Origin of the sequence: Geovibrio ferrireducens, from assembly GCF_026226615.1 — a bacterium.
Taxonomy (GTDB): Bacteria; Chrysiogenota; Deferribacteres; order Deferribacterales; family Geovibrionaceae; genus Geovibrio; species Geovibrio ferrireducens.
On the sequence record NZ_JAJAPB010000003.1, the window covers coordinates 135719 to 155241 of the forward strand.

The window sequence follows — 19523 nt, forward strand, 5'->3', positions numbered from 1 at the left end:
CGGTTCCATCCATGGAACCGTATTTATTACATCACAGATCCAGTTTATGCCCCATTTTATCCTTTTTAGTAAACAGATATTTTTCGTTTTCGGGGTTGAGGTCGCTCAATGTGCCCACACGCTCCACAACCTCAAGTCCGTAGCCGGAGAGGCAGCGCATTTTTTTGGGATTGTTGGTAATCAGGCGGATCTGTTTTATCCCCAGATGCCTGAGAATCTGCGCCCCGAAGCCGTAGTCACGCAGGTCTTCATTAAAGCCCAGATGGATGTTCGCCTCTATGGTATCAAGCCCTTCGTCCTGAAGGTGGTAAGCGTTGATTTTGTTAAGGATGCCGATTCCGCGCCCCTCCTGAAACAGGTAGAGCACAACGCCTCTGCCTTCCTCCTCCACACGGTCCATGGCCTCATGAAGCTGGGAGGCGCAGTCGCATCTTCTGGAGCCGAAAACGTCCCCGGTGAGGCATTGAGAATGAACACGGACAAGTACGGGTTCATCAGTGGTGACATCCCCTTTCATAAGGACAACCGCCTCCTGACCGTCAGCGACGCTTCTGAAACCGAGGATGTTAAACTCGCCCGCATGGGTGGGGAGCCTTGCCACATTTGTTTCTTCTATGAGTTTTTCATGATCCATTCTGTAAGATATGAGATCCGCTATTGTAACTATCTTAAGCCCGTGAACCCCAGCAAATTCGTCAAGCTGGGGCATTCTGGCCATTGTACCGTCATCGTTCATTATCTCGCAGATCACTCCCGCGGGTTTAAGCCCTGCGGCCTTCATGAGGTCAACTGAGCCTTCGGTCTGTCCTGCACGGACAAGCACGCCCCCCTGTCTCGCCCTGAGCGGGAAGACATGGCCGGGTCTGGCAAGGTCTTTTGATGTGGATTTATCATCAATTGCCACTTTGACAGTGTGGGCCCTGTCAAATGCTGAGATTCCGGTGGTCACACCTTCTTTCGCCTCTATGGAAACAGTGAAGGCTGTGCCGAAGCGCGCCGTATTTCCGTCTCCGCCCACCATAAGATTGAGCCCAAGCCTGTCGCAGCGGTCTTCCGTCATGGCGAGGCAGATAAGCCCGCGCCCGAATTTCGCCATAAAGTTTATGGACTCAGGCGTTACATGCTCAGCAGCAAGAACAAGGTCGCCCTCGTTCTCCCTGTCCTCATCATCAACAAGGATGATCATCTTACCCTGTTTAAGGTCTGCTATGGCTTCATCTATTGTTGCCAGATTTTTATATTTCATAAAAAAACACCTTTTATACCTTACAGCATATCTACTTTACTGCTCGTGTTTGCCATCCATGGAAACACTCGCCACACGCTCGCGCCTTGTGGAACAAGGCTTCGCTGCGCACGGCGGATTTCCTTCCATGCAAATCTTACAGCATATTAAGAAGTGAAGTTATGCTCTTCCCTTCCTTTTTCATTAGCTTTTCAAGATAACGCGCTATCACGTCCGCTTCAAGGTTAACTTTGTCCCCTCTCCGCTTATCCGAAAGGACAGTCTCCTTAAAAGTGTGCGGAATAACCGCCACATCAAACGTCAGCCCGTTAACCCATGCCACAGTGAGGCTTATTCCGTCCACGGTTACGGAACCCTTCTCAGCTATGTATTTGTCCATCTCCTCAGGGAATCTGATCCGCAGCACATAGGAATCCCCTTTGGGAGTTATTGAATCCACAGTTCCAAGCCCGTCCACATGCCCGCTGACGATATGTCCGCCGAGGCGGGTGGTGAGTGTCAGCGCCCGCTCAAGGTTCACGCGGGTTCCGGCGGCGGCTCCGGCAAGGGATGTGCGTTTCAGCGTTTCGTATGATATATCCGCACTGAAACTGCCGTCTGTTATCTCTGTTGCGGTGAGGCATACGCCGTTTACCGCTATTGAATCGCCGATTTTGGCATCCTCAAGCACCCTGGAGCACCTGATTCTGATTACGGCGGAACTGCCTTTTATGTTCAGGGCATCAACTCTCCCTGTTTCCTCTACAATCCCCGTGAACATCTGTTCCTCAGTTTTTCGGTCAGGTCAAGCACATGCGTGCGGTAGTCCGTAAAGCGCCCGCTGATCAGTATATCTTTTTCAAAGTGCCTTATGTCAGTCTCCAGCATTTCCTTTGCGCCGGAGACGAAATCAGCGCCTTTGCCGGCAACGGTCATAACCGCATCCCGCCCGCCTATTATTTTGGGGGCTATGACAAAATACCCCTTATCAACCAAATCCGCATCAAAAAAGGCTCCGGCGGTTTCGCCGCCCCCTTCGATGAGGATGTTCATTATCTTCATATCCAGCAGTCTGTCTGAAAGCTCACGCAGGTCAAGCCCGCCGTTTATGCAGGAAATCTCAAGCACATGAGCGCCTTTTCCCCGCAGACGTGCGGCAGCGGCAGTTTCCGCCCCTTTCCCGGTAACATAAATAAGTTTATCGGGATTTTCCTCAAGCTTTCTGCCTTCGGGCATTCTGCCGTGAGGATCGAGAACAATTTTATAAGGGTCGTTTTCGGAATGCACATCCCTCACGGTGAGCTGCGGGTCATCTGCTATAACAGTGTTAACCCCGACCAGAACAGCATCGGAAACACTCCGGAGGTAATGGGCGTAAGCCCTTGACGAAGGTGATGAAATCCATTTGGAGTCCTTGGTTCTGGTGGCGAGCTTGCCGTCTATTGATGTTGCGGTTTTCAGTGAATAATAGGGCATTCCGGTAAGGATGCGTTTTGTGAAATCCTCAATGAGCGCGGCGCAGAGCTCCTCACGATAGCCGAGGAACACCTCAATGCCATGCTCCATGAGAATATTGAGTCCGTTTCCGGCGTTCACCGGGTTAGGATCAACGACACCGACAAACACACGCTTTATGCCTGTTTCTATAATTTTATTGACACAGGGAGGAGTTTTCCCGTGATGGCTGCAAGGCTCAAGAGTCACATAGAGATCAGCGCCCCGCACATCCCCGGCATCTGCTATGGCCATTACCTCAGCGTGTGCCTTGCCGTACTCTGAGTGCCAGCCGCGGCCGATTACTTTTCCCTCTTTTACCACAATAGCGCCCACTATGGGGTTGGTTTTGGTAAACCCCTTTCCCGCAAGGGCGAGAGAGGCGCATTCATCCATTATATCAAGAGGATTTACGGTTGAGCTCAACTTTGGTTTCCTCACCCTTCATTATTCTGCTGATGTTTGTTCTGTGTTTATAGATCACAAAAGCGGCGATAACCACTGTAAAAATTTTTAATGATACGGGAGTGTCCATAAGAACAACTGCGGCGGCAAGAACAGCGGCGGCGGTTATTGAGCTTAGGGAGACCATACGCCCGACGTAAAACACCACGCCGAATGCCACAGCGGCCACTCCCAGCGGAACAGGAGCCAGAGCGAGGAAAACCCCCACAGCGGTTGCGACCCCCTTGCCTCCCTTGAAATTGAGAAAAACAGTATAAGTATGCCCCAGAACAACAAGCACAGCGGCGATAAGCACCACATCGGGATAAAGCATGCCTGTTATCCACACGGGGATAAACCCCTTGAGCATATCTGCTGAAAAAACAGCGGCAAAGCCCCATTTGCCAAGGATTCTGGCGGCGTTAGTAGCTCCCACGTTTCCGCTTCCCACCGTTCTTATATCCACACCTTTAAGCTTCTTCACCAGAAGATACGCAGTCGGTACGGAGCCCACAAGATAACAAATAATAAGTAAAACAAATTTCATCTTACAAACACCTTATGCAGAAATGAGCGTTTCATGCCCACTGCGTCTGACTCGCAGACCTCATGACAGCAGAAGCACTCTATGCATTTGTCAGTTTCTATGAAAAATTTACTGTCAGTGCGTATCGCATCCACAGGACAGCTTTTTACGCACAGACGGCATTTTATACATTTTTCCGCGATAATGAAAGGTTTAACGAAAACCCTGTCAGATACCCAAGATTTAAGAAACTCCGGCAGAACCGGAACTTTTTTGGACACAGGGATTTTAACTCTGAACCTTCCTCCGGGCAAATCAGCCTGAATGTCTGATGTGTCATACCCTGTTCTCTTAGCACCAAGAGTCGTCAGGCAGAAGTCCTCATCAAAGCCAAGCAGGCGGGTGACTGCCGCATCCAGTGCCACAGCATCGCTTGATGCCGCCATAAGGCCAAGGTGAACAGGTTTTCCCCTTGAGGGGCCGTCCCCTTCGTGGACTGTTATGCCGTCCAGCAGATTCAGAATCTTCCCGTCAAACATGGAAAAGAAATCGTATATATTATAAGCCAGTTCCCTGTCATCCGGATGCTCCCTGTGGTAGCCCACCTTGGCGTTGCCGGGGACAAGCCCGAACATGTTCTTAACGCACAGTGTCAGCCCTGTGAGGGAGTGGGTTTTGAGCTTGGCTATATTTATTATTAAATCAGCCTCATCAGCCGCGGGGGCGTAAACCCGCCCGTTTTTCATTTTAGGCGCAGAGGCCTCCATGCGGACAGTGCGTATTCCGTGTTTTTCGCATATCTCAGCCATGCCCGTCTTTTTAAGGACAGTTTCATATTTGCCGAAGTTCGCTCCCGGACTGTCGCCGAGGAAAAGCTCCGCATCTGTATATCTTTTCAAGGCTGTCACGGCAGACTCAACAAACAGCGGATGAGTTGTGATCCCCCTTTCGGGAGGAGCGGCAAGGAGAAGATTGGGTTTGAGCAGAATTTTTCCCGCCTCTGCCAGCCTGACGGCATAGAGGGAAAAAAAGGTGTCAATAAACGAAACAACGGCAGGGTCGGAATACCCTTCTGCCGTACTAAGGCTTACTTTTTTCATCAGCAGGCTTGTAATAACCTCTGAAATACTCCCATGCGGAATACATGGAGAATATGAGCGATATGTAGACCAGTATTGTTCCTATAAGGTGTATGTCCAGCCCTAAGAGCTTGTTCTTGAAGATAATGCAGCCTACCCCGGTCATCTGGAAGCCTGTTTTCCATTTTCCGGCGCTGCCCGCAGCTATGATTATGCCTTTGCTGGCAGCAAGGTTCCGCAGGGCTCCCACGGCAAAATCACGGGTGAGGATAATCATGAGGATAAAGCCCTCAAGTCTGCCCATCTCCACCAGAGCGATCATTGTGGCGGCAACGAATATTTTATCCGCCACCGGGTCGAGAATTTTACCCAGATCAGTCACCATATTGTATTTTCTGGCTATGTAGCCGTCCACATAGTCGGTAGCGGCGAACACAGTGTATATGACACAGGCGATTACATTAAGCAGAGGCTTGTCAAAATAGAGAAAAGCAAGAAAAACAGGAACTGAGATAATCCTCAGTGCCGTAAGCAGGTTGGCGGGGTTCAGCTCACGCTGTACTTTATTCATAAAAAACTTCCGTAATATTTTTAATAGCAGGGCGAATTATATACGTTCACGTCTTTATTTACAAAGAAAAATTTCAGGAGAAGAAGATGCCCTCTCCCTGACTCTCCAAGAAGGCGGTAACCTTTTCCTCCGCCAGCACAGAGGTGTCACACTTCATGAGATCCGCCACCAGATGCTCGCAGTCATGAACCTTAAGCTGCTTAATAAGCTTTTTCGCCCTGAGTATATGGGCGGGGCTCATACTGAGCTGCCTGTAGCCGAGACCCAGAAGTATGGGGATATATCTGGGTTCACCCGCTATCTCCCCGCAGACGGAGCAGTCTATCCCCTCTTTTCTGGCGGCGGTTATGATAGTGTTCAGAAGCGTGAGTATCGCCGGATGCGCAGGCCTGTAAAGATACGCCACGTATTCGTTGTTGCGGTCTATGCCCAGCGTGTACTGTATAAGGTCGTTCGTGCCGACGCTCATGAAATCCACCTCACGGGCTATCAGGCCGCTGATTATGGCTATGGAGGGAAGCTCCACCATTATGCCCAGCTTTATATTGTCGGCAAAAGGTATTCCTTCCGCACGGAGCGATTTTTTAGCGGATTCGTACACCTCGCGCACCTTGCGGTATTCGTGCAGACCTGAGATCATGGGAAACATTATCTTTATATCACCGTAGACGGAGGCGCGGAGGATGGCTCTCAGCTGTCTTATGAAAAACTCCCTGAAACGCAGGGAATAGCGCACCGCGCGGAGCCCCATTACCGGGTTCTGCTCCTTCGGATGCGGCATCTCTTCTGAAAGTTTTTCACCGCCGAGGTCGAATGTCCTTATGGTGGTGGGTTTGCCGGAGTTCAGTTCCACAGCCTCTTTCAGGATCTGAAACTGCTGCTCCTCTGAAACATCCCCGTGCTGGAGGTATATGTACTCCGTTCTGTAAAGCCCTACACCGGAGGAATTGTTCAGGTTTGAGAGGTGGATTTCGTCATTAAGCTCCACATTGGAATAGAGGTAGACATCCACCCCGTCCGCCGTGCGCACTTCCGTATCGCGCAGGTTTTCCAGAGCGGTTATATATTCGCGGTAGCGTCTTTCTTTTGTCGCATATTTCTCAAGGGTTTCGGCATCGGGGTTGATAATCACCACCCCCTCAAATCCGTCCAGAATAATAGTGTCGCCGCTTTCGGCTATCTTTGAAATATCCTCAAGCCCCACAACAGCGGGCAGCCCCAGAGAACGGGCGAGGATGGACGTATGGGATATTTTGCTTCCCAGATCGGTAGCGAAGCCTTTTATCTTTTTTTTGAGTATATGGGTCGTGTCCGACGGGGAGAGGTCGTATGAAACCACAACGGAGTTCTCCTCCACCTGCTCCAGAATATCGTAGCCCTCACCGGTGAGAAAACGCAGAAGTTTCTGCACTATATGAACAACATCGTTCCCCCTCTCGCGGAGGTATTCATCATCAGCCCGCTGAAAGACACGACTGAGTTCCCTGCCTGTGTTGTGCAGGGCCTGTTCGGCATTTACCAGACTGTTTCTGACAAGCTCTTTGCTTTTCCCTATGAGCATTTCATCACGAAGAAGCATCAGGTAAACGTCGAAAATCATGGAATGGCTTTCGGAGTAAGTATCCCTTCCCATCTCACGCACTTTTTCGATATAAGCGGTGGCATCCGCCACAGCCGCATCAATACGCGCGCACTCACTGCCGATTTCGTCCGGTTCTATCCTGCGTTTCTGAAAACTCACTTTCAGGCGGTCAAGGAGGTAGCATTTGCCTATTGATACCCCTTCGGACGAACCAATCCCCTTATAGATTTTCATTTTCCTTCACCGAACCTGTCAGCGACAAGGTTCTCTATGGCGCATACCGCGTCATCGGCATCCGCTCCGCTGGCTATTATTTCAATAAAGCTTCCCTTCTGCGCAGCAAGCATCATAAGACCCATAATGCTTTTTCCGTTTACCTCGAAGCCGTCCTTCTTGACCTTAATATCGCAGGAAAACTTCTCGGCCACCTTAACAAGGTTCGCCGCCGCTCTGGCGTGCAGCCCAAGCTCGTTTACAATTTCCAGTTTTCTGTTAAGTAACTGCATTTAAACTCCCAATTGAAAAAATATTATGCCGCTCAGAATAAGATTGATCATCAGCCCAAGGGTTATATCCAGCTTTTTGGCGAGAATAAGCCCCATGGTCAGATAGCCGGCGGCAACAAAGAAGACATCCACGCTGATTTCAGCGCCGCTTTTAAAAAGATATGAAAGAAAAACGCCCAGAAAAAAGACGCTTATAAGATCAAAGTATTCAGGCCATTTGTTAAAGCCTATGCGATTGAACCAGACTATGACATCACGCCCCAGTTCCCTGCCCAGACTGTAGCCTGTGAAAAGGAACGTGAAGTGAAAAAGGTTGAACGTAAGCAGATACACCATTATGCCTGCAAACGGGTTGACTGTGCCTGTGATGGCTGCGAAAACAAACGAAAACGGGCGGAGAGAGTGCCAGAAAAAGCTGTCTCCCAGTGCGCCGAAGGCGGAGGAGTATGCCTTTTTAAATGTTTCGGGATCAGAGCCGTTTTTATATTCAGTCAGCCACATGCCGAGGATGAAGTTCACCAGAAACGGGTGAGTATTAAAATATTTCCGCTGATTTTCAAGGCACTTTTCGTCTATCTCTATCCCGTCCCGCTTTGCCGCATCCCTGAGCAGGTAGTAGAAACCTGTCCCCTGCATGTTTTCATGGTTAAGCCCGGCGTGATAGAAAAGGCTTTTGAAAAGAGTGACAATATTTTTCATAAAACTGCCCAACCAACCAGAACACCGCAGAGAAACAGCACATACTTAACGTAGCTGTTACCGGAAAGGAAGCGGAGCAGGAAACCGGAAAGAAATATAATGGTAAAAACTATATAAGGTATAAAATTGTCATTACCGGGAAGATAGGCGGCAAACCACTGATAAAGCGTGTATATTATCACAAATGCAAGATTGTAGACCACCACGCCCTGTCCGAAATGGAAAAAGAGCCCCAGTCTGACCAGTTTTGAGGGATTGAATCTGTCGCCTTTATTAAGCTCTCTCATATAGAGCCTTTTGTTGAGTTTTCTGCATATATGAAGAGAAAGGGTAACAGGATATGTGAACACTATAACAAGCATGAGCGCCAGAATAAAGTTACTCATCCCTGTCACTGCGTGGTATGACAAAACAAGGCTGAAAGCATAAGCGCCGAAGCTGTCGTCTCTGGAAATCCTTGTACCCACAGGCACATCCACAAGACCGATGATTTCAAAAATCAATCCGCCCAAAAAGCACAATTCCACTGTTCCGAATATCATTCCTATGACCACGGACACAACAAGAGGGCGGGAAATCATAGTATTAAACCCTGCGGCTCTGTCCACAGTGATTATCCCCGAAAAAGCTAACAGCAGAATCAGTTGGGTCATAACCCGCCTTTAAGGAGTTTTGAAAAGTTTCTTATTTCTACACTGGGTTCCCACGGAACCTTATGAATATACACTTCCACCATGTCCCGGATTGAACAGACCTGCTCAATCTCGTCCAGATCGAGAAACACGGTGTTGGAAACCTCCACCTTGTGTTCCCTGCATGCCACGCAGCCTATATTCACATAAACATCGTTGTCTATAAGGTCGGTACATCGCGCCAGATCATCCACAGACTCCATTAGGACAAGGGTATAGTCCTTCACGTTTTTGAGACTGTCAAAGGAGGCAACGAACTGATCCACGCCCATAATCTCAAGCGTGCAGCCCGAAGGAAGGGCGCTCTGATAAATCATGCGCTGAAGGCTGTCACCCGCTATGCGGTCACTGACGACCATAATGCGGTGGATCTTGTAATACTTGACCCAACCTTCTATCACCTGACCATGTATAAGTCTGTCATCAACACGAAAAATTATCTTCTTCATGATGTCTCTTTTAAAAGCTCTCCGGCAACTATAATGCTCTGCCTTGCGGAATCAGCGCACTCGTTGCACATCACCCTGATCGATTTATTCTCACGTCTCATTCCCAGAGCCTTGATAAGCATGGGAAGGTTAACGCCCGAAACCACCTCGACATTTTTTGAGCCGAGGTAAGCCATTGCCACGTTAGATGGGCTTCCGCCGAACATATCGGTGAACACTATTGCGCCCGAATCCTCATATCTGGCTATAATTTTCTCTATCTCATCGGCCACATCCGCCAGTGATGAGCCATACTCCATGGAAATCGTCTCCACACCTTCCTGAGTGCCTAAAATCATCTCTGCGCTTTTTTTAAGCTCCTCTCCGAACCTGCCGTGTGTTACAAGAACTATTCCGACCATCATTGTCACCTGTCCATATCTCTGTGCTTAGTTATAACTTTAAATTTAGTAGTTTCTCTCAGATATTTCGATAGATTTTCGGATACCGCAACGGATCTGTGTTTACCGCCTGTACAACCTATTGATACCGTGAGAAATCTTTTTCCTTCAGATAAATAGTTCGGAATGAGGAAATTCAGCATATCTTTAATTTTTTCAATAAAAATACCCGTTTTTTCATCAGAAAAAACATAGTCCTGCACAACTTTTTCCTGCCCGGTCTTTTCTCTCAGTTCCTCAACAAAGTGAGGGTTCTTTAAAAAACGGACATCAAAAAGCAGGTCGGAATCCTCCGGCACGCCGTACTTGAAACCGAATGACTGAACTGTCACGCTAAGGTTTACGGAATCATCGTCTTTAAAATATGACTCAATCTGGCGGGCAAGGTCATGCACCGTTTTGCGGGATGTGTCTATGACAATATCCGCTGTTTCCCTTATTTCCCGCAGGCTTTCCCTTTCGGTCTTAATAGCCTCCGGCAGGGCTGCACCCAGAGGGTGAGTACGCCTTGTCTCTTTGTAGCGTTTTATGAGTGTGGCGTCATCTGCCTCAATAAAGAGCACCTGCGCACCGTAATTATTTTTGAGAAGTGAGATAACCTCGGAAGCCTTCACGCTGTTTCTGCTGCGTATGTCTATAACAAGGGCAACCTTGGAGACATCCATATTGAATGTGAAAATAAGCTCAAGAAATTTTTCCAGAAGCTGCGGAGGAAAATTATCCACAGTGTAATAGCCAAGATCCTCCAGAACGGCTGCCGCGCGCGACTTGCCTGCACCGGAAAGCCCTGTAAGAACGATGAGAGAAACTCTCCGCACTACTCTTCCCCCTTTTTAGGAATATTCTTAAATGATAATATCTCTCCGCTTTGAACGCTATTCTTTTTTCTTTTCGGGTTCATTCTGTTCAGCAGGTTATCCGAAAAATCCTTGGCGGAGTCATACCCCATAACTTTCAGAAGCTGATTTCTGGCAGCGACTTCCACAATCACAGCCATATTTCTTCCCGCAGTTATGGGCAGAACAATCATCGGGGTTTTTATATCGAGAGTTTCGTAGAATTTTTTCTCAAGACCTATGCGGTCACAGCTTCCCACCTGATCCCAGTCCACGAACTCAATCACAAGCTCAATCTTTTTGCGCATGCGTATTGCGGTTACCCCGAACATATCCTTTATGTTCAGAATCCCCAGACCGCGCACTTCAATATGGTGGCGGAGAATATCATTGCTCATGCCGACCAGAGTGTCGTAGCGTTTCTTGATGGTGACTATATCATCCGCCACAAGCCTGTGACCGCGCTTTACCAGTTCCACCGCGCACTCGCTCTTGCCTATGCCGCTTCTGCCCATTATAAGCACACCGATACCGTAAACATCCATTAGAACGCCGTGAACGTTTGTTTCCGGCGCGAGCCTTTCCTCAAGAAAGTCTGTTATAAGTTCTATGGCTTTTGAACTGAGAAGTTTTGTTTTAAAAAGAGGAATGCCGCATTCCTGAACCGATGAGAGAAATTCCTTCGGCAGTTTCAGGTTTTTGGTAACAATGAAGCAGCAGATTTCATGCTGCATGAGGTTGTCCGCCGCTGATTTGCGCTGTTTAGGCGGCAGAGTCCAGAGGTAGCTTATTTCTGTATTGCCGAGGATCTGTATGCGCCCCTCGTGCAGATATTCCGTAAAACCCGCCAGAGCCAGCCCCGGTTTCTGTATGCGGTGGCTGGTTATGAAACGTTCGTGAATCTGCTTTTTGCCGTGGAGGAGCCTGAGCCCAATGTGTTTCGCTCCGGCAGAAAGCAGTTCGGAAACAGGCATTTTATCCATGCAGATTCATCCGGATTATAATCCCCTTAAAGTTTTTCTTCCTCTTCGCGGAGAATGAGGCAGACATCGCTTACGCTTTTTGCCTGAAGCACTCTTTCCTTAAAATCGGTCGCCTTTACCAGCCGGCTTATTTTTGCCAGTGTTTTCAGGTGGAGATTCATCTGTTTTTCAGGGGCAAGGACAAGGAAAAGTATTTTCACATCCTTTCCGTCCGCAGACTGAAAAGGGAGCCCGTCACTGAAAGCCAGCAGTATAACAAGGTCATCAACGGCAAGTTTGGCGTGGGGGATGGCTATCTCCTCTCCTACACCCGTGCTGCCGAGTTTTTCTCTTTCAAAAAGTGCCTGTAACGCTGATTCCCTGTCAGTGAGAGCGTTTTTTCCGTCCAGAAAATTCACCATCTCACTTATTGCGGAATCTTTATCCTGAGAAGAAAGGGAGAGGATTACCCTCTCCCCGTCTATGTAATCGGAAAGATTCATTAAATAAGCCTAGGAATCGATCAGACCGATGTTTCCGTCGTCTCTTCTGTAAACAACGCTCAGTTCGCTGGTTTCCGCATTGCGGAAAACGAAGAAGGTTTTGTTCAGAAGATCCATCTGCATAACAGCTTCCTCAACATCCATGGGTTTAACAGGCATGTCCTTGGAAACCACAACACGGGGTTCATCGCTGTCAAAGCTCTCAACATCAAGAACGTTGAGCTTGAGGGGAGCCTTGAACTCTTTTTCCATAAGTTTTTTGTTTTTCAGCTTTTCTTTATATTTCACAAGCTGCTTTTCTATTTTATCCACGGCAAGGTCGATGGACGCGTAAAGATCCTCGGACTTCTCAAGCCCCTTCATAAATACGCCTTTGGCAGTAATAAGCACTTCCACTATATGAAGATTTTTCTGAACCTCCAGAAGAACGTTAGCCTCTGTGATGTGGTCAAAGTATTTTTCAAGTTTAGCAACTTTCTTTTCTGCGTAGCTTCTTATGGCATCCGTAATTTCAATGTTTCTTGCAGTGATCTGGACGTTCATGCTACCTCCCGGTTTTTTTTCTCTGGGATTTGGTGGGTATATTCAACTCATCCCTGTATTTTGCAACGGTTCGCCGTGCAATTTTTATACCTTTTTTCTGCAAAATTTCCACAATTTTCTGATCGCTGTGGGGGCTGTCTGCGGGCTCTTCATCAATGATACCTTTGATCATCTCCTTCACCCTGTCGGTGGACATATCCCCTTCCGCCGTGTCGAGCCCTTTCACGAAGAAGGACTTCAGCTCCATGACACCGTGCTCTGTCATGGCGTACTTGCCGGAGGTAACCCTGCTCACTGTGGACTCGTGCAGTTCGGTCACTTCCGCTATGTCTTTCAGTTTCAGCGGGCTGAGATGCTTTACATTGCCGAGGAAAAACGGCTTCTGCGCATCTATTATAGCCCGCACTACCCGATAGATGGCTTTCTGGCGCTTGTTAAGGCTCTTTATAAGCCATACAGCACCCTTGATCTTCTCTTCCAGATACTCCTTGGCCTTTGCATCTACATTCGCGCTTTTAAGAAGACGCATGTAGTAGGCGCTTGTGCGGAGCGAGGGCATTCCGTCCTCATTAAGGACAACATCAAAGTCGTCCCCTTTGCGTGCTATGTAAACATCAGGGGTGACATGCCTGTTCTCCCCTTTCTGAAAAGAAAGCCCCGGTCTGGGGTCTGTCTTTCTTATTAAAAAAAGGAGATACTCAAAAGTATCCTGCTCGATACCGATGCTCTTCATTATATCGGCATATTTAAAGTTTATCAGTTCTTCTTCGTAATTTTCAAGGAGTTCAGCCACAAGTTCAACATATACTTCCTCTGTGCCGAAATCCGCAAGCTGCCGGCAGATGCATTCACGCAGGTTTGAACTGGCTATTCCGGAGGGCTCGAACCCCTTTATAACATCCAGAACAGCCTCTACCTGCCTCTCCTGACAGCCGAAATACTCGGCCACCTCCGCGCAGGGCAGCCTGAAAAAACCGTCTTCGGACAGGTTGCCGATTATGTATTCGCCTATTTTCTCAGCCTCAGAGCCCATCCCCATTATCTTAAGCTGAAACATAAGATGATCAAAAAGGTTGTCACTGCGGCCTATGAATTTTTCAAAATCATAGCCTTCGTCACTGGAGGGCGAGTACTGGAGCTCTTCGTTATCACGGTAGAGTTCGTCCCAGTCCATTTTAAGGAGATCATCCTCAAAGTTGTCCTCGTTTTTGAGTTCCTCGGCGGATTTCTCCTCCCCTTCCTGAACCTCTTCCAGCACGGGGTTTTCCTCAAGATAGGTGTTAAGCTCCTGCACCAGTTCGGTAATAGGCATCTGGAGGATATTAAGAGACTGCTTCATCTGCGGGGTGATGAGCAGCTTCTGGGCAAGTTTTGTCTGGAGACCTATATTAAGTTTTCCCGATACCATCAGATTTCGAAGCCCTCACCCAGATAGCGGCTGATGACCTCTTCATTGCTCACGATCTCCTGCGGGGAGCCGTGGCAGAGTATTTTCCCATCCGCTACAATATAAGCCCTGTCGGTTATCTTGAGGGTTTCACGCACGTTGTGATCGGTGATCAGAACGCCTAAACCCATCTCTTTCAGGGAAAAAATCATTCTCTGTATGTCCGATACCGATATGGGGTCAATACCCGAAAACGGTTCATCAAGCATTATGACATCAGGCTCTGTGGATATGCAGCGCGCGATCTCCACTCTTCTTCTTTCGCCGCCGGAGAGAGAATAGCCCTTTGAATCACGCACCTTCCCCAGTCCGAACTCACGTATCAGCCTTTCCGTGGTCTCCCTGTTGAGGGATTTATCATTGTTTTTGAGCTCAAGAGCTGCATATATGTTTTCATAAACGCTGAGCTTCCGGAAAACCGAAGGCTCCTGCGGGAGATAGCCTATTCCTGCTCTGCTGCGCTCGTGTATGGGGCTTTTTGTTATATCCTTGCCGTTGAGGTGCACACTTCCGCCGTCCGGTTTCACTATCCCGGTGAGCATGTAGAAGGTGGTGGTTTTTCCGGCTCCGTTGGGCCCCAGAAGACCGACTACCTCGCCCTTTGAAACATTCAGCGAGATTCCGTCAACTACGGCGCGTTTTTTATAAACCTTGCGCAGGTTATCGGCAGAAAGTCCCAATTTAATTACCTTCCTTGGGGTTGAGTATTATTTTCACCCTTTTTTCCTGCCCTCTTGTGACTCTGGCTTCTCCGGTTTTGTTGTTTATATTCACCTGTTCGCCTTCGAGGTAGCTTGTTCCCTGCCATACCTTAACGGAACCGCTGAGGACAGCCCTGTCTTCTGTGACGAATATCTCCGCCCTGTCGGCTATGGCGCGCATATCTTCCTTATTCATCCTCACATTGCCCCTGAAAAGCAGCCTTTCCACATCGCTTGAACCCTTAAGGAAGACATCAAGCTCTGCGGAGCGCACCTCAAGGTCGCCGCGCTTAACATAGACATTTCCCCTGAGGATGTTTTTATCCTTGAGGATCGTCACGTTATCCGTTTCTATATGTATGGGGCCGGATGAGCCTACTGTAAAGTTCCCTGCGGCATATACCGCTGAGAAAGCGGTGATGACAGCAAGGCTACATAGAATAATTAATCGATACATTGCCCTTAAACTCCGTTATCTTAGTTTTGAAGTCCATTTCCGCCCTGTCAGCCCTGATCACATTGGGACCCTGCATGCAGATGACTTCATTCTCCACGGTTCCGGTGTAGCTTTCAAAATCGTAGTTCATAATGCCTTCGTCTGCGGTTTTAAAGCGGAGACTGCCTGTCTCACCGCTTATATTCCCCTCCGCCACAAGATAGCGGTTCTGGAGATAATAACCCCTGTCGGCTCTGGCAGTTATCTTTTCATCGCCGTCCTCAAACTCGACTGTAATGTCGGTGAGTTCGGCTATATTTTCTATCCTGTTGAATGACGCTTTAACGGCGGTGAGGCGGTAGTTTGCCCCTTCCCTGCCGGTCAGCATCTCAAAATCCGTTATCTCAAACACGTTTGAGGGCGGCACATAGCCCTTCACCTTTTTGCTGCTGCCGGAGCAGGAGAAAAGGATAAACAGCATAACGATTCCGCCCGCGGCGGCTAATATGATCTTAAAACGTCTTCCCATATTCCGCATTTTTTAAGTATATACTCTATAAATTCCCTGACTGCACCCTCTCCGCCTTTGGCAAAGGTGATGTAGTCTGCTTCGCTTTTCACGTACTCCGGCGCATCCGCAACCGTTGCAGATGTTCCGACCGATCTCAGCATGCCTATATCGTTAATGTCATCGCCTATTGCGGCGCAGTCGCAGTCCTCATAGCCTTTTTCATCCCTGATCTGTCTGTAGAGAGCAGCTTTGTCCGCTATGCCTGTGTAGGCTTTTATCCCAAGCTCGGCAGCACGGATGTCCGTCACAACTGACTTTCTGCCTGAGATGATGATTATCTCAAGCCCTGCGCGCATAGCCAGCTTAATACCAAGACCGTCATGGACGTTGAAATGTTTTGTTTCCTCGCCTTTTTCGTTATAAATGATTTTGCCGTCGGTCATTACACCGTCAACATCAAGAAAGATGACTTTTATGTCTTTCTTCATGCAAGCCCGGCCCTGAGCAGGTCATGGAGATGTATTATACCTGACGGTCTGCCCTGCGAGTCCACAGTAACCAGCGATGTTATGGAGTATGTCTCCATAACGGAGAGTGCCTTCGCCGCCAGTGCGTCATCTGGTATGGTTTTCGGAGTCTTTGTGCAGACCTCCTCAACCTTCATGGCAAAAACCATGTCTCTGTGCTTTTCCATACCCCGTCTCAGGTCTCCGTCAGTGAGTATGCCTTTCAGCGTCCCCTGCCCGTCCACAACTATTGTGCAGCCGAAACCTTTGGAGCTTATGACAAAAACAGCATCCGAAACCAGAGTGCCTTCCGTAACCAGCGGCAGCGCGTCTCCTGTGTTGTATATATCCGCAACTTTCAGCAGAAGCTGTTTGCCCAGTGAGCCTGAGGGGTGGAAAATGGCGAAGTCCTCTTTTTTAAATCCTCTTTTTTCAAGGAGAGCCACAGCAAGGGCATCGCCGATGGCAAGAGCCGCTGTTGTGCTGGCTGTCGGCGCAAGATTAAGAGGGCAGGCCTCCTTCTCCACGGAAGCATCCAGAACACAGTCGCTCTTTTTGGCAAGCATAGAGTTTGTTTTGCCCACTATGCCGATAAGCGGGATGTTAAATCTCTTTATAACAGGAAGAATCTCAAGAATCTCCTTTGTCTCGCCGCTGTTGGAGAGGGCTATAACCACATCCCCTTTAACAAGCATCCCCAAGTCTCCGTGAACCCCTTCCGCAGGATGAAGAAAAAGAGCCGGAGTGCCCGTACTGGCAAATGTGGCGGCTATTTTTTTGCCTATATGACCGGATTTACCCATTCCGGTGACGACAACGCGCCCCTTGCAGGAAAAGATAAGCTCAACAGCGGAAACAAATCCGTCACCGAGGGAATCTTTAACTCTGTGCAGGGCATCTATCTCAATATCAAGGGTTTTTCTGCCCGCTTCAAGAATATCCAAGGCTACTCCCCCTTGCCTTCAAGCTCCTCACGCTCCTTCTTAAACTTGTAGGCAGCGGCTATGAAGCTTGAGAACAGAGGGTGCGGCTTCGTTGGTTTGGACTTGAACTCCGGATGGAACTGGCAGCCGAGGAACCATCTGTGTGTTTTGAGCTCTAGTATTTCAACCAGATCCTTTTCGGGGTTAACGCCCGTTATATGCAGACCGCCTTTCTTAAGCGCTTCTCTGTATTCATTGTTAACTTCAAGTCTGTGTCTGTGTCTCTCGCTGATGAGCTGTTCGCCGTAAGCGGCATGTGCTGTGCTGCCTTCTTCAAGCCTGCATGCATAAGCGCCGAGCCTCATTGTTCCGCCCATGTTCTGAATGTTTTTCTGTTCCAGCATGTAATGGATGACAGGGTGCGGGGTTTCCTCCGCAAACTCTATGCTGTGGGCGTTCTCAAGCTTGAGCACGTTACGGGCGTATTCCACCACCATGCACTGGAGACCGAGGCATATTCCGAACAGGGGAATATCCTTGATACGGGCGAAATTGACTGCGTTTATCTTCCCTTCCACGCCTCTGTCGCCGAAGCCGCCGGGAATAAGCACACCGTCCACATCGTCAAGGAATTTATCCGGAGTGTTCTCCTCAAGGTCTTCCGCATCGATCCACTTGATATTCACCTTAAGCTTGTTGGCTATGCTGCCGTGCAGAAGAGCCTCGGAAATGCTTATGTAAGCATCTTTCAGTGAAATGTATTTGCCCACCACGGCTATATCCACCGTGTCCTCAGGCTGTTTGATTCTGTAAACTATATCTTCCCATACGGAAAGGTCTGATTCTCTCTCTTCAAGGCAGAGTTTCTTAAGAACAACTCTGTCTATCCCCTCTTTGCTCATTTTATGAGGGATTTCATATATTGACGCGGCATCAATGGCATTGATTACGCATTCTTTTGAAACATTGCAGAACAGGGCTATTTTCTCCCTGTAGTTGTCGTTCAGCGGGTACTCGGAGCGGCAGACGAGGACATCCGCCTGAATACCTATCTCGCGCAGTGTCTTAACTGAGTGCTGTGTGGGCTTTGTTTTCAGTTCGCCCGCTTTTTTCATGTAGGGCACGAGGGTAACGTGTATGTACATAACGTTGCTTTCCCCGTCTTCATAGCGGAACTGCCTGATTGCTTCAAGGAACGGAAGCGACTCAATATCGCCCACTGTGCCGCCTATCTCCACCAGAACTATGTCGAAGTTCTCGCTTCCGGCGCGGATGTTTGCTTTTATTTCGTCAGTTATGTGGGGAATAACCTGAACAGTTGCGCCCAGATAATCGCCCCTTCTTTCCTTGTCTATTACTGATTTGTAGATTTTTCCGGTGGTGTAGTTGCTCTCCTTTGTGGTGTTTGAGGAGAGAAAGCGCTCATAGTGACCAAGATCAAGGTCGGCTTCCGCCCCGTCTTCGGTGACAAAAACCTCTCCGTGCTGAATCGGGCTCATTGTCCCAGGGTCAACGTTAAGATAAGGATCGAGTTTTTTCACCGTTACCCTGTAGCCTCTGGACTCAAGAAGAGCGCCAAGAGACGCCGCAGTTATTCCTTTTCCCAGCGAAGACAGAACCCCGCCCGTTACAAAAATATACTTAGCCATTTCCCAACCTTTTTAAATATTCTTCTGCTTTTATTAAATCCTCTGCCGTGTCAACGGAGACGGGTTTATATCCTGTTACTACAACACGGATTTTCTCTCCGGCTTCCATAGCCCTGAGCTGTTCGAGTTTTTCTGTGTTTTCGAGCCTTCCCGGCTCCATGGAAGAGAATTTCAGTAAAAAATCCTTTCTGAATCCGTAGATCCCTATGTGTCTGTATCTCTGCACTCCGCTTCCGTCCCTGTCATAGGGGATGGGGAGGCGGGAGAAGTAAAGGGCGTTTCCGTCAGCACCGAACACGACTTTGACCGCGTTGGGGTTGCCTGTGTCCTCACCATCCTCAAACAGGGTGCATGCAGTTACCATATTAAGCCCGGCATCAGCCCTGAGTTCGGCTATGAGCGCATCTATAAGTTCCGGGTCGATGAACGGCTCATCCCCCTGAACGTTTATAACTATATCGTCTTCTATAAACTTTGCAACCTTGGCAACCCTGTCCGTACCGGAAGGTATAGCGGGATCGGACATAGAGCATTCCAGCCCGTCCGCCGCTGCGCAGGCATCAAGAACGCGTATATCGTCAGTCACCACAATGACTCTGTCCGCAGAGGACTTCATGCACCTTTCCGCAGTGCGCAGAACCATAGGCACACCGCCTATCTTCGCAAGCGGTTTGCCCGGCAGACGGCTTGATTCGTAGCGCGCCGGAATAACAACAACACTCATAAAAAACCTGACCTCAGGCAGATTTAAATCTTACCTGCATTCAAAACATTACATAATAGTATGAACGGCAGAGAT

General features: G+C 48.7%; 24 protein-coding genes. All 24 read right to left on the reverse strand.

Annotation, left to right across the window (positions count from 1 at the left end; translation table 11 throughout):
* Window positions 1–31: 31 nt before the first annotated feature.
* The 24 genes from OSQ85_RS04385 to kdsB all read right to left on the reverse strand — a co-directional run bounded on the left by OSQ85_RS04385 (window position 32) and on the right by kdsB (window position 19448).
* Entirely contained in the window at window positions 32–1246 is a 1215-nt protein-coding gene (locus OSQ85_RS04385; RefSeq protein WP_265821575.1) for a bifunctional 3,4-dihydroxy-2-butanone-4-phosphate synthase/GTP cyclohydrolase II, read from the reverse strand.
* Window positions 1247–1382: 136 nt separating this feature from the next.
* Complete coding sequence (locus OSQ85_RS04390; RefSeq protein ID WP_265821576.1) at window positions 1383–2006, reverse strand: riboflavin synthase; 624 nt, start codon at window positions 2004–2006, stop codon at window positions 1383–1385.
* On the reverse strand, window positions 1988–3145 hold the full coding sequence (gene ribD / locus OSQ85_RS04395; protein ID WP_265821577.1) for a bifunctional diaminohydroxyphosphoribosylaminopyrimidine deaminase/5-amino-6-(5-phosphoribosylamino)uracil reductase RibD: 1158 nt from the start codon (window positions 3143–3145) through the stop codon (window positions 1988–1990). Before ribD ends, OSQ85_RS04390 begins: the two co-directional genes overlap by 19 nt.
* Window positions 3120–3710 carry a glycerol-3-phosphate 1-O-acyltransferase PlsY gene (gene plsY / locus OSQ85_RS04400; RefSeq protein ID WP_265821578.1) on the reverse strand — a complete coding sequence of 197 codons (591 nt, stop codon included), beginning with the start codon at window positions 3708–3710 and terminating at the stop codon, window positions 3120–3122. The genes ribD and plsY overlap by 26 nt, the downstream gene beginning before the upstream one ends.
* A complete protein-coding gene (locus OSQ85_RS04405) occupies window positions 3707–4789 on the reverse strand; it encodes a DUF362 domain-containing protein (RefSeq protein WP_265821579.1) in 1083 nt (360 codons plus the stop codon). The genes plsY and OSQ85_RS04405 overlap by 4 nt, the downstream gene beginning before the upstream one ends.
* A complete protein-coding gene (gene pgsA, locus OSQ85_RS04410) occupies window positions 4770–5339 on the reverse strand; it encodes a CDP-diacylglycerol--glycerol-3-phosphate 3-phosphatidyltransferase (RefSeq protein WP_265821580.1) in 570 nt (189 codons plus the stop codon). The genes OSQ85_RS04405 and pgsA overlap by 20 nt, the downstream gene beginning before the upstream one ends.
* A gap of 73 nt (window positions 5340–5412) precedes the next feature.
* Window positions 5413–7155 (reverse strand): phosphoenolpyruvate--protein phosphotransferase, encoded by a 1743-nt coding sequence (gene ptsP / locus OSQ85_RS04415; protein ID WP_265821582.1) that lies wholly within the window; start codon window positions 7153–7155, stop codon window positions 5413–5415.
* The gene (locus tag OSQ85_RS04420; protein ID WP_265821583.1) at window positions 7152–7427 is read right to left on the reverse strand and encodes an HPr family phosphocarrier protein; all 276 of its coding nucleotides are present in this window, start codon (window positions 7425–7427) and stop codon (window positions 7152–7154) included. The genes ptsP and OSQ85_RS04420 overlap by 4 nt, the downstream gene beginning before the upstream one ends.
* The gene (locus OSQ85_RS04425; protein ID WP_265821584.1) at window positions 7428–8126 is read right to left on the reverse strand and encodes a PTS system mannose/fructose/sorbose family transporter subunit IID; all 699 of its coding nucleotides are present in this window, start codon (window positions 8124–8126) and stop codon (window positions 7428–7430) included. It lies immediately after the preceding gene.
* Window positions 8123–8779, reverse strand: a complete 657-nt coding sequence (locus OSQ85_RS04430; RefSeq protein WP_265821586.1) for a PTS sugar transporter subunit IIC — start codon at window positions 8777–8779, stop codon at window positions 8123–8125. Before OSQ85_RS04430 ends, OSQ85_RS04425 begins: the two co-directional genes overlap by 4 nt.
* A complete protein-coding gene (locus tag OSQ85_RS04435) occupies window positions 8776–9267 on the reverse strand; it encodes a PTS system mannose/fructose/N-acetylgalactosamine-transporter subunit IIB (protein WP_265821587.1) in 492 nt (163 codons plus the stop codon). The genes OSQ85_RS04430 and OSQ85_RS04435 overlap by 4 nt, the downstream gene beginning before the upstream one ends.
* Window positions 9264–9668: a PTS sugar transporter subunit IIA gene (locus OSQ85_RS04440; RefSeq protein WP_265821589.1), complete on the reverse strand. Its 405-nt coding sequence runs from the start codon at window positions 9666–9668 to the stop codon at window positions 9264–9266. Before OSQ85_RS04440 ends, OSQ85_RS04435 begins: the two co-directional genes overlap by 4 nt.
* A gap of 5 nt (window positions 9669–9673) precedes the next feature.
* Complete coding sequence (gene rapZ / locus OSQ85_RS04445; RefSeq protein WP_265821591.1) at window positions 9674–10525, reverse strand: RNase adapter RapZ; 852 nt, start codon at window positions 10523–10525, stop codon at window positions 9674–9676.
* Window positions 10525–11526, reverse strand: coding sequence for an HPr(Ser) kinase/phosphatase (gene hprK, locus OSQ85_RS04450; protein WP_265821593.1), 1002 nt, complete (start codon window positions 11524–11526; stop codon window positions 10525–10527). The genes rapZ and hprK overlap by 1 nt, the downstream gene beginning before the upstream one ends.
* 26 nt (window positions 11527–11552) lie before the next feature.
* Window positions 11553–12008, reverse strand: a complete 456-nt coding sequence (locus tag OSQ85_RS04455; protein ID WP_265821594.1) for a PTS sugar transporter subunit IIA — start codon at window positions 12006–12008, stop codon at window positions 11553–11555.
* A gap of 9 nt (window positions 12009–12017) precedes the next feature.
* On the reverse strand, window positions 12018–12551 hold the full coding sequence (gene hpf / locus OSQ85_RS04460) for a ribosome hibernation-promoting factor, HPF/YfiA family (protein WP_265821595.1): 534 nt from the start codon (window positions 12549–12551) through the stop codon (window positions 12018–12020).
* A 1-nt stretch (window position 12552) separates the two neighbouring features.
* Complete coding sequence (rpoN, locus tag OSQ85_RS04465; protein ID WP_265821596.1) at window positions 12553–13959, reverse strand: RNA polymerase factor sigma-54; 1407 nt, start codon at window positions 13957–13959, stop codon at window positions 12553–12555.
* Entirely contained in the window at window positions 13959–14678 is a 720-nt protein-coding gene (lptB, locus tag OSQ85_RS04470; RefSeq protein WP_265821597.1) for an LPS export ABC transporter ATP-binding protein, read from the reverse strand. The genes rpoN and lptB overlap by 1 nt, the downstream gene beginning before the upstream one ends.
* A 1-nt stretch (window position 14679) precedes the next feature.
* On the reverse strand, window positions 14680–15156 hold the full coding sequence (locus OSQ85_RS04475; RefSeq protein WP_265821598.1) for an LptA/OstA family protein: 477 nt from the start codon (window positions 15154–15156) through the stop codon (window positions 14680–14682).
* Window positions 15131–15664 carry an LPS export ABC transporter periplasmic protein LptC gene (gene lptC / locus OSQ85_RS04480; protein ID WP_265821599.1) on the reverse strand — a complete coding sequence of 178 codons (534 nt, stop codon included), beginning with the start codon at window positions 15662–15664 and terminating at the stop codon, window positions 15131–15133. Before lptC ends, OSQ85_RS04475 begins: the two co-directional genes overlap by 26 nt.
* Window positions 15637–16134, reverse strand: a complete 498-nt coding sequence (locus OSQ85_RS04485) for a KdsC family phosphatase (RefSeq protein ID WP_265821600.1) — start codon at window positions 16132–16134, stop codon at window positions 15637–15639. The genes lptC and OSQ85_RS04485 overlap by 28 nt, the downstream gene beginning before the upstream one ends.
* Entirely contained in the window at window positions 16131–17096 is a 966-nt protein-coding gene (locus tag OSQ85_RS04490; protein ID WP_265821601.1) for a KpsF/GutQ family sugar-phosphate isomerase, read from the reverse strand. Before OSQ85_RS04490 ends, OSQ85_RS04485 begins: the two co-directional genes overlap by 4 nt.
* A gap of 2 nt (window positions 17097–17098) precedes the next feature.
* Complete coding sequence (locus OSQ85_RS04495) at window positions 17099–18724, reverse strand: CTP synthase (protein ID WP_265821602.1); 1626 nt, start codon at window positions 18722–18724, stop codon at window positions 17099–17101.
* A complete protein-coding gene (gene kdsB, locus OSQ85_RS04500; protein ID WP_265821603.1) occupies window positions 18717–19448 on the reverse strand; it encodes a 3-deoxy-manno-octulosonate cytidylyltransferase in 732 nt (243 codons plus the stop codon). Before kdsB ends, OSQ85_RS04495 begins: the two co-directional genes overlap by 8 nt.
* Between the last annotated feature and the right edge of the window lie 75 nt (window positions 19449–19523).

Bases quoted from the DNA above. Each gene is read 5' to 3' on its own strand.
- OSQ85_RS04385 (WP_265821575.1), bottom strand. From the start codon at position 1,246: ATGAAATATAAAAATCTGGCAACAATAGATGAAGCCATAGCAGACCTT.
- OSQ85_RS04390 (WP_265821576.1), bottom strand. From the start codon at position 2,006: ATGTTCACGGGGATTGTAGAGGAAACAGGGAGAGTTGATGCCCTGAAC.
- plsY (WP_265821578.1), bottom strand. From the start codon at position 3,710: ATGAAATTTGTTTTACTTATTATTTGTTATCTTGTGGGCTCCGTACCG.
- OSQ85_RS04405 (WP_265821579.1), bottom strand. From the start codon at position 4,789: ATGAAAAAAGTAAGCCTTAGTACGGCAGAAGGGTATTCCGACCCTGCC.
- pgsA (WP_265821580.1), bottom strand. From the start codon at position 5,339: ATGAATAAAGTACAGCGTGAGCTGAACCCCGCCAACCTGCTTACGGCA.
- ptsP (WP_265821582.1), bottom strand. From the start codon at position 7,155: ATGAAAATCTATAAGGGGATTGGTTCGTCCGAAGGGGTATCAATAGGC.
- OSQ85_RS04420 (WP_265821583.1), bottom strand. From the start codon at position 7,427: ATGCAGTTACTTAACAGAAAACTGGAAATTGTAAACGAGCTTGGGCTG.
- OSQ85_RS04425 (WP_265821584.1), bottom strand. From the start codon at position 8,126: ATGAAAAATATTGTCACTCTTTTCAAAAGCCTTTTCTATCACGCCGGG.
- OSQ85_RS04430 (WP_265821586.1), bottom strand. From the start codon at position 8,779: ATGACCCAACTGATTCTGCTGTTAGCTTTTTCGGGGATAATCACTGTG.
- OSQ85_RS04435 (WP_265821587.1), bottom strand. From the start codon at position 9,267: ATGAAGAAGATAATTTTTCGTGTTGATGACAGACTTATACATGGTCAG.
- OSQ85_RS04440 (WP_265821589.1), bottom strand. From the start codon at position 9,668: ATGGTCGGAATAGTTCTTGTAACACACGGCAGGTTCGGAGAGGAGCTT.
- hprK (WP_265821593.1), bottom strand. From the start codon at position 11,526: ATGGATAAAATGCCTGTTTCCGAACTGCTTTCTGCCGGAGCGAAACAC.
- OSQ85_RS04455 (WP_265821594.1), bottom strand. From the start codon at position 12,008: ATGAATCTTTCCGATTACATAGACGGGGAGAGGGTAATCCTCTCCCTT.
- hpf (WP_265821595.1), bottom strand. From the start codon at position 12,551: ATGAACGTCCAGATCACTGCAAGAAACATTGAAATTACGGATGCCATA.
- rpoN (WP_265821596.1), bottom strand. From the start codon at position 13,959: ATGGTATCGGGAAAACTTAATATAGGTCTCCAGACAAAACTTGCCCAG.
- OSQ85_RS04475 (WP_265821598.1), bottom strand. From the start codon at position 15,156: ATGTATCGATTAATTATTCTATGTAGCCTTGCTGTCATCACCGCTTTC.
- lptC (WP_265821599.1), bottom strand. From the start codon at position 15,664: ATGGGAAGACGTTTTAAGATCATATTAGCCGCCGCGGGCGGAATCGTT.
- OSQ85_RS04485 (WP_265821600.1), bottom strand. From the start codon at position 16,134: ATGAAGAAAGACATAAAAGTCATCTTTCTTGATGTTGACGGTGTAATG.
- OSQ85_RS04495 (WP_265821602.1), bottom strand. From the start codon at position 18,724: ATGGCTAAGTATATTTTTGTAACGGGCGGGGTTCTGTCTTCGCTGGGA.
- kdsB (WP_265821603.1), bottom strand. From the start codon at position 19,448: ATGAGTGTTGTTGTTATTCCGGCGCGCTACGAATCAAGCCGTCTGCCG.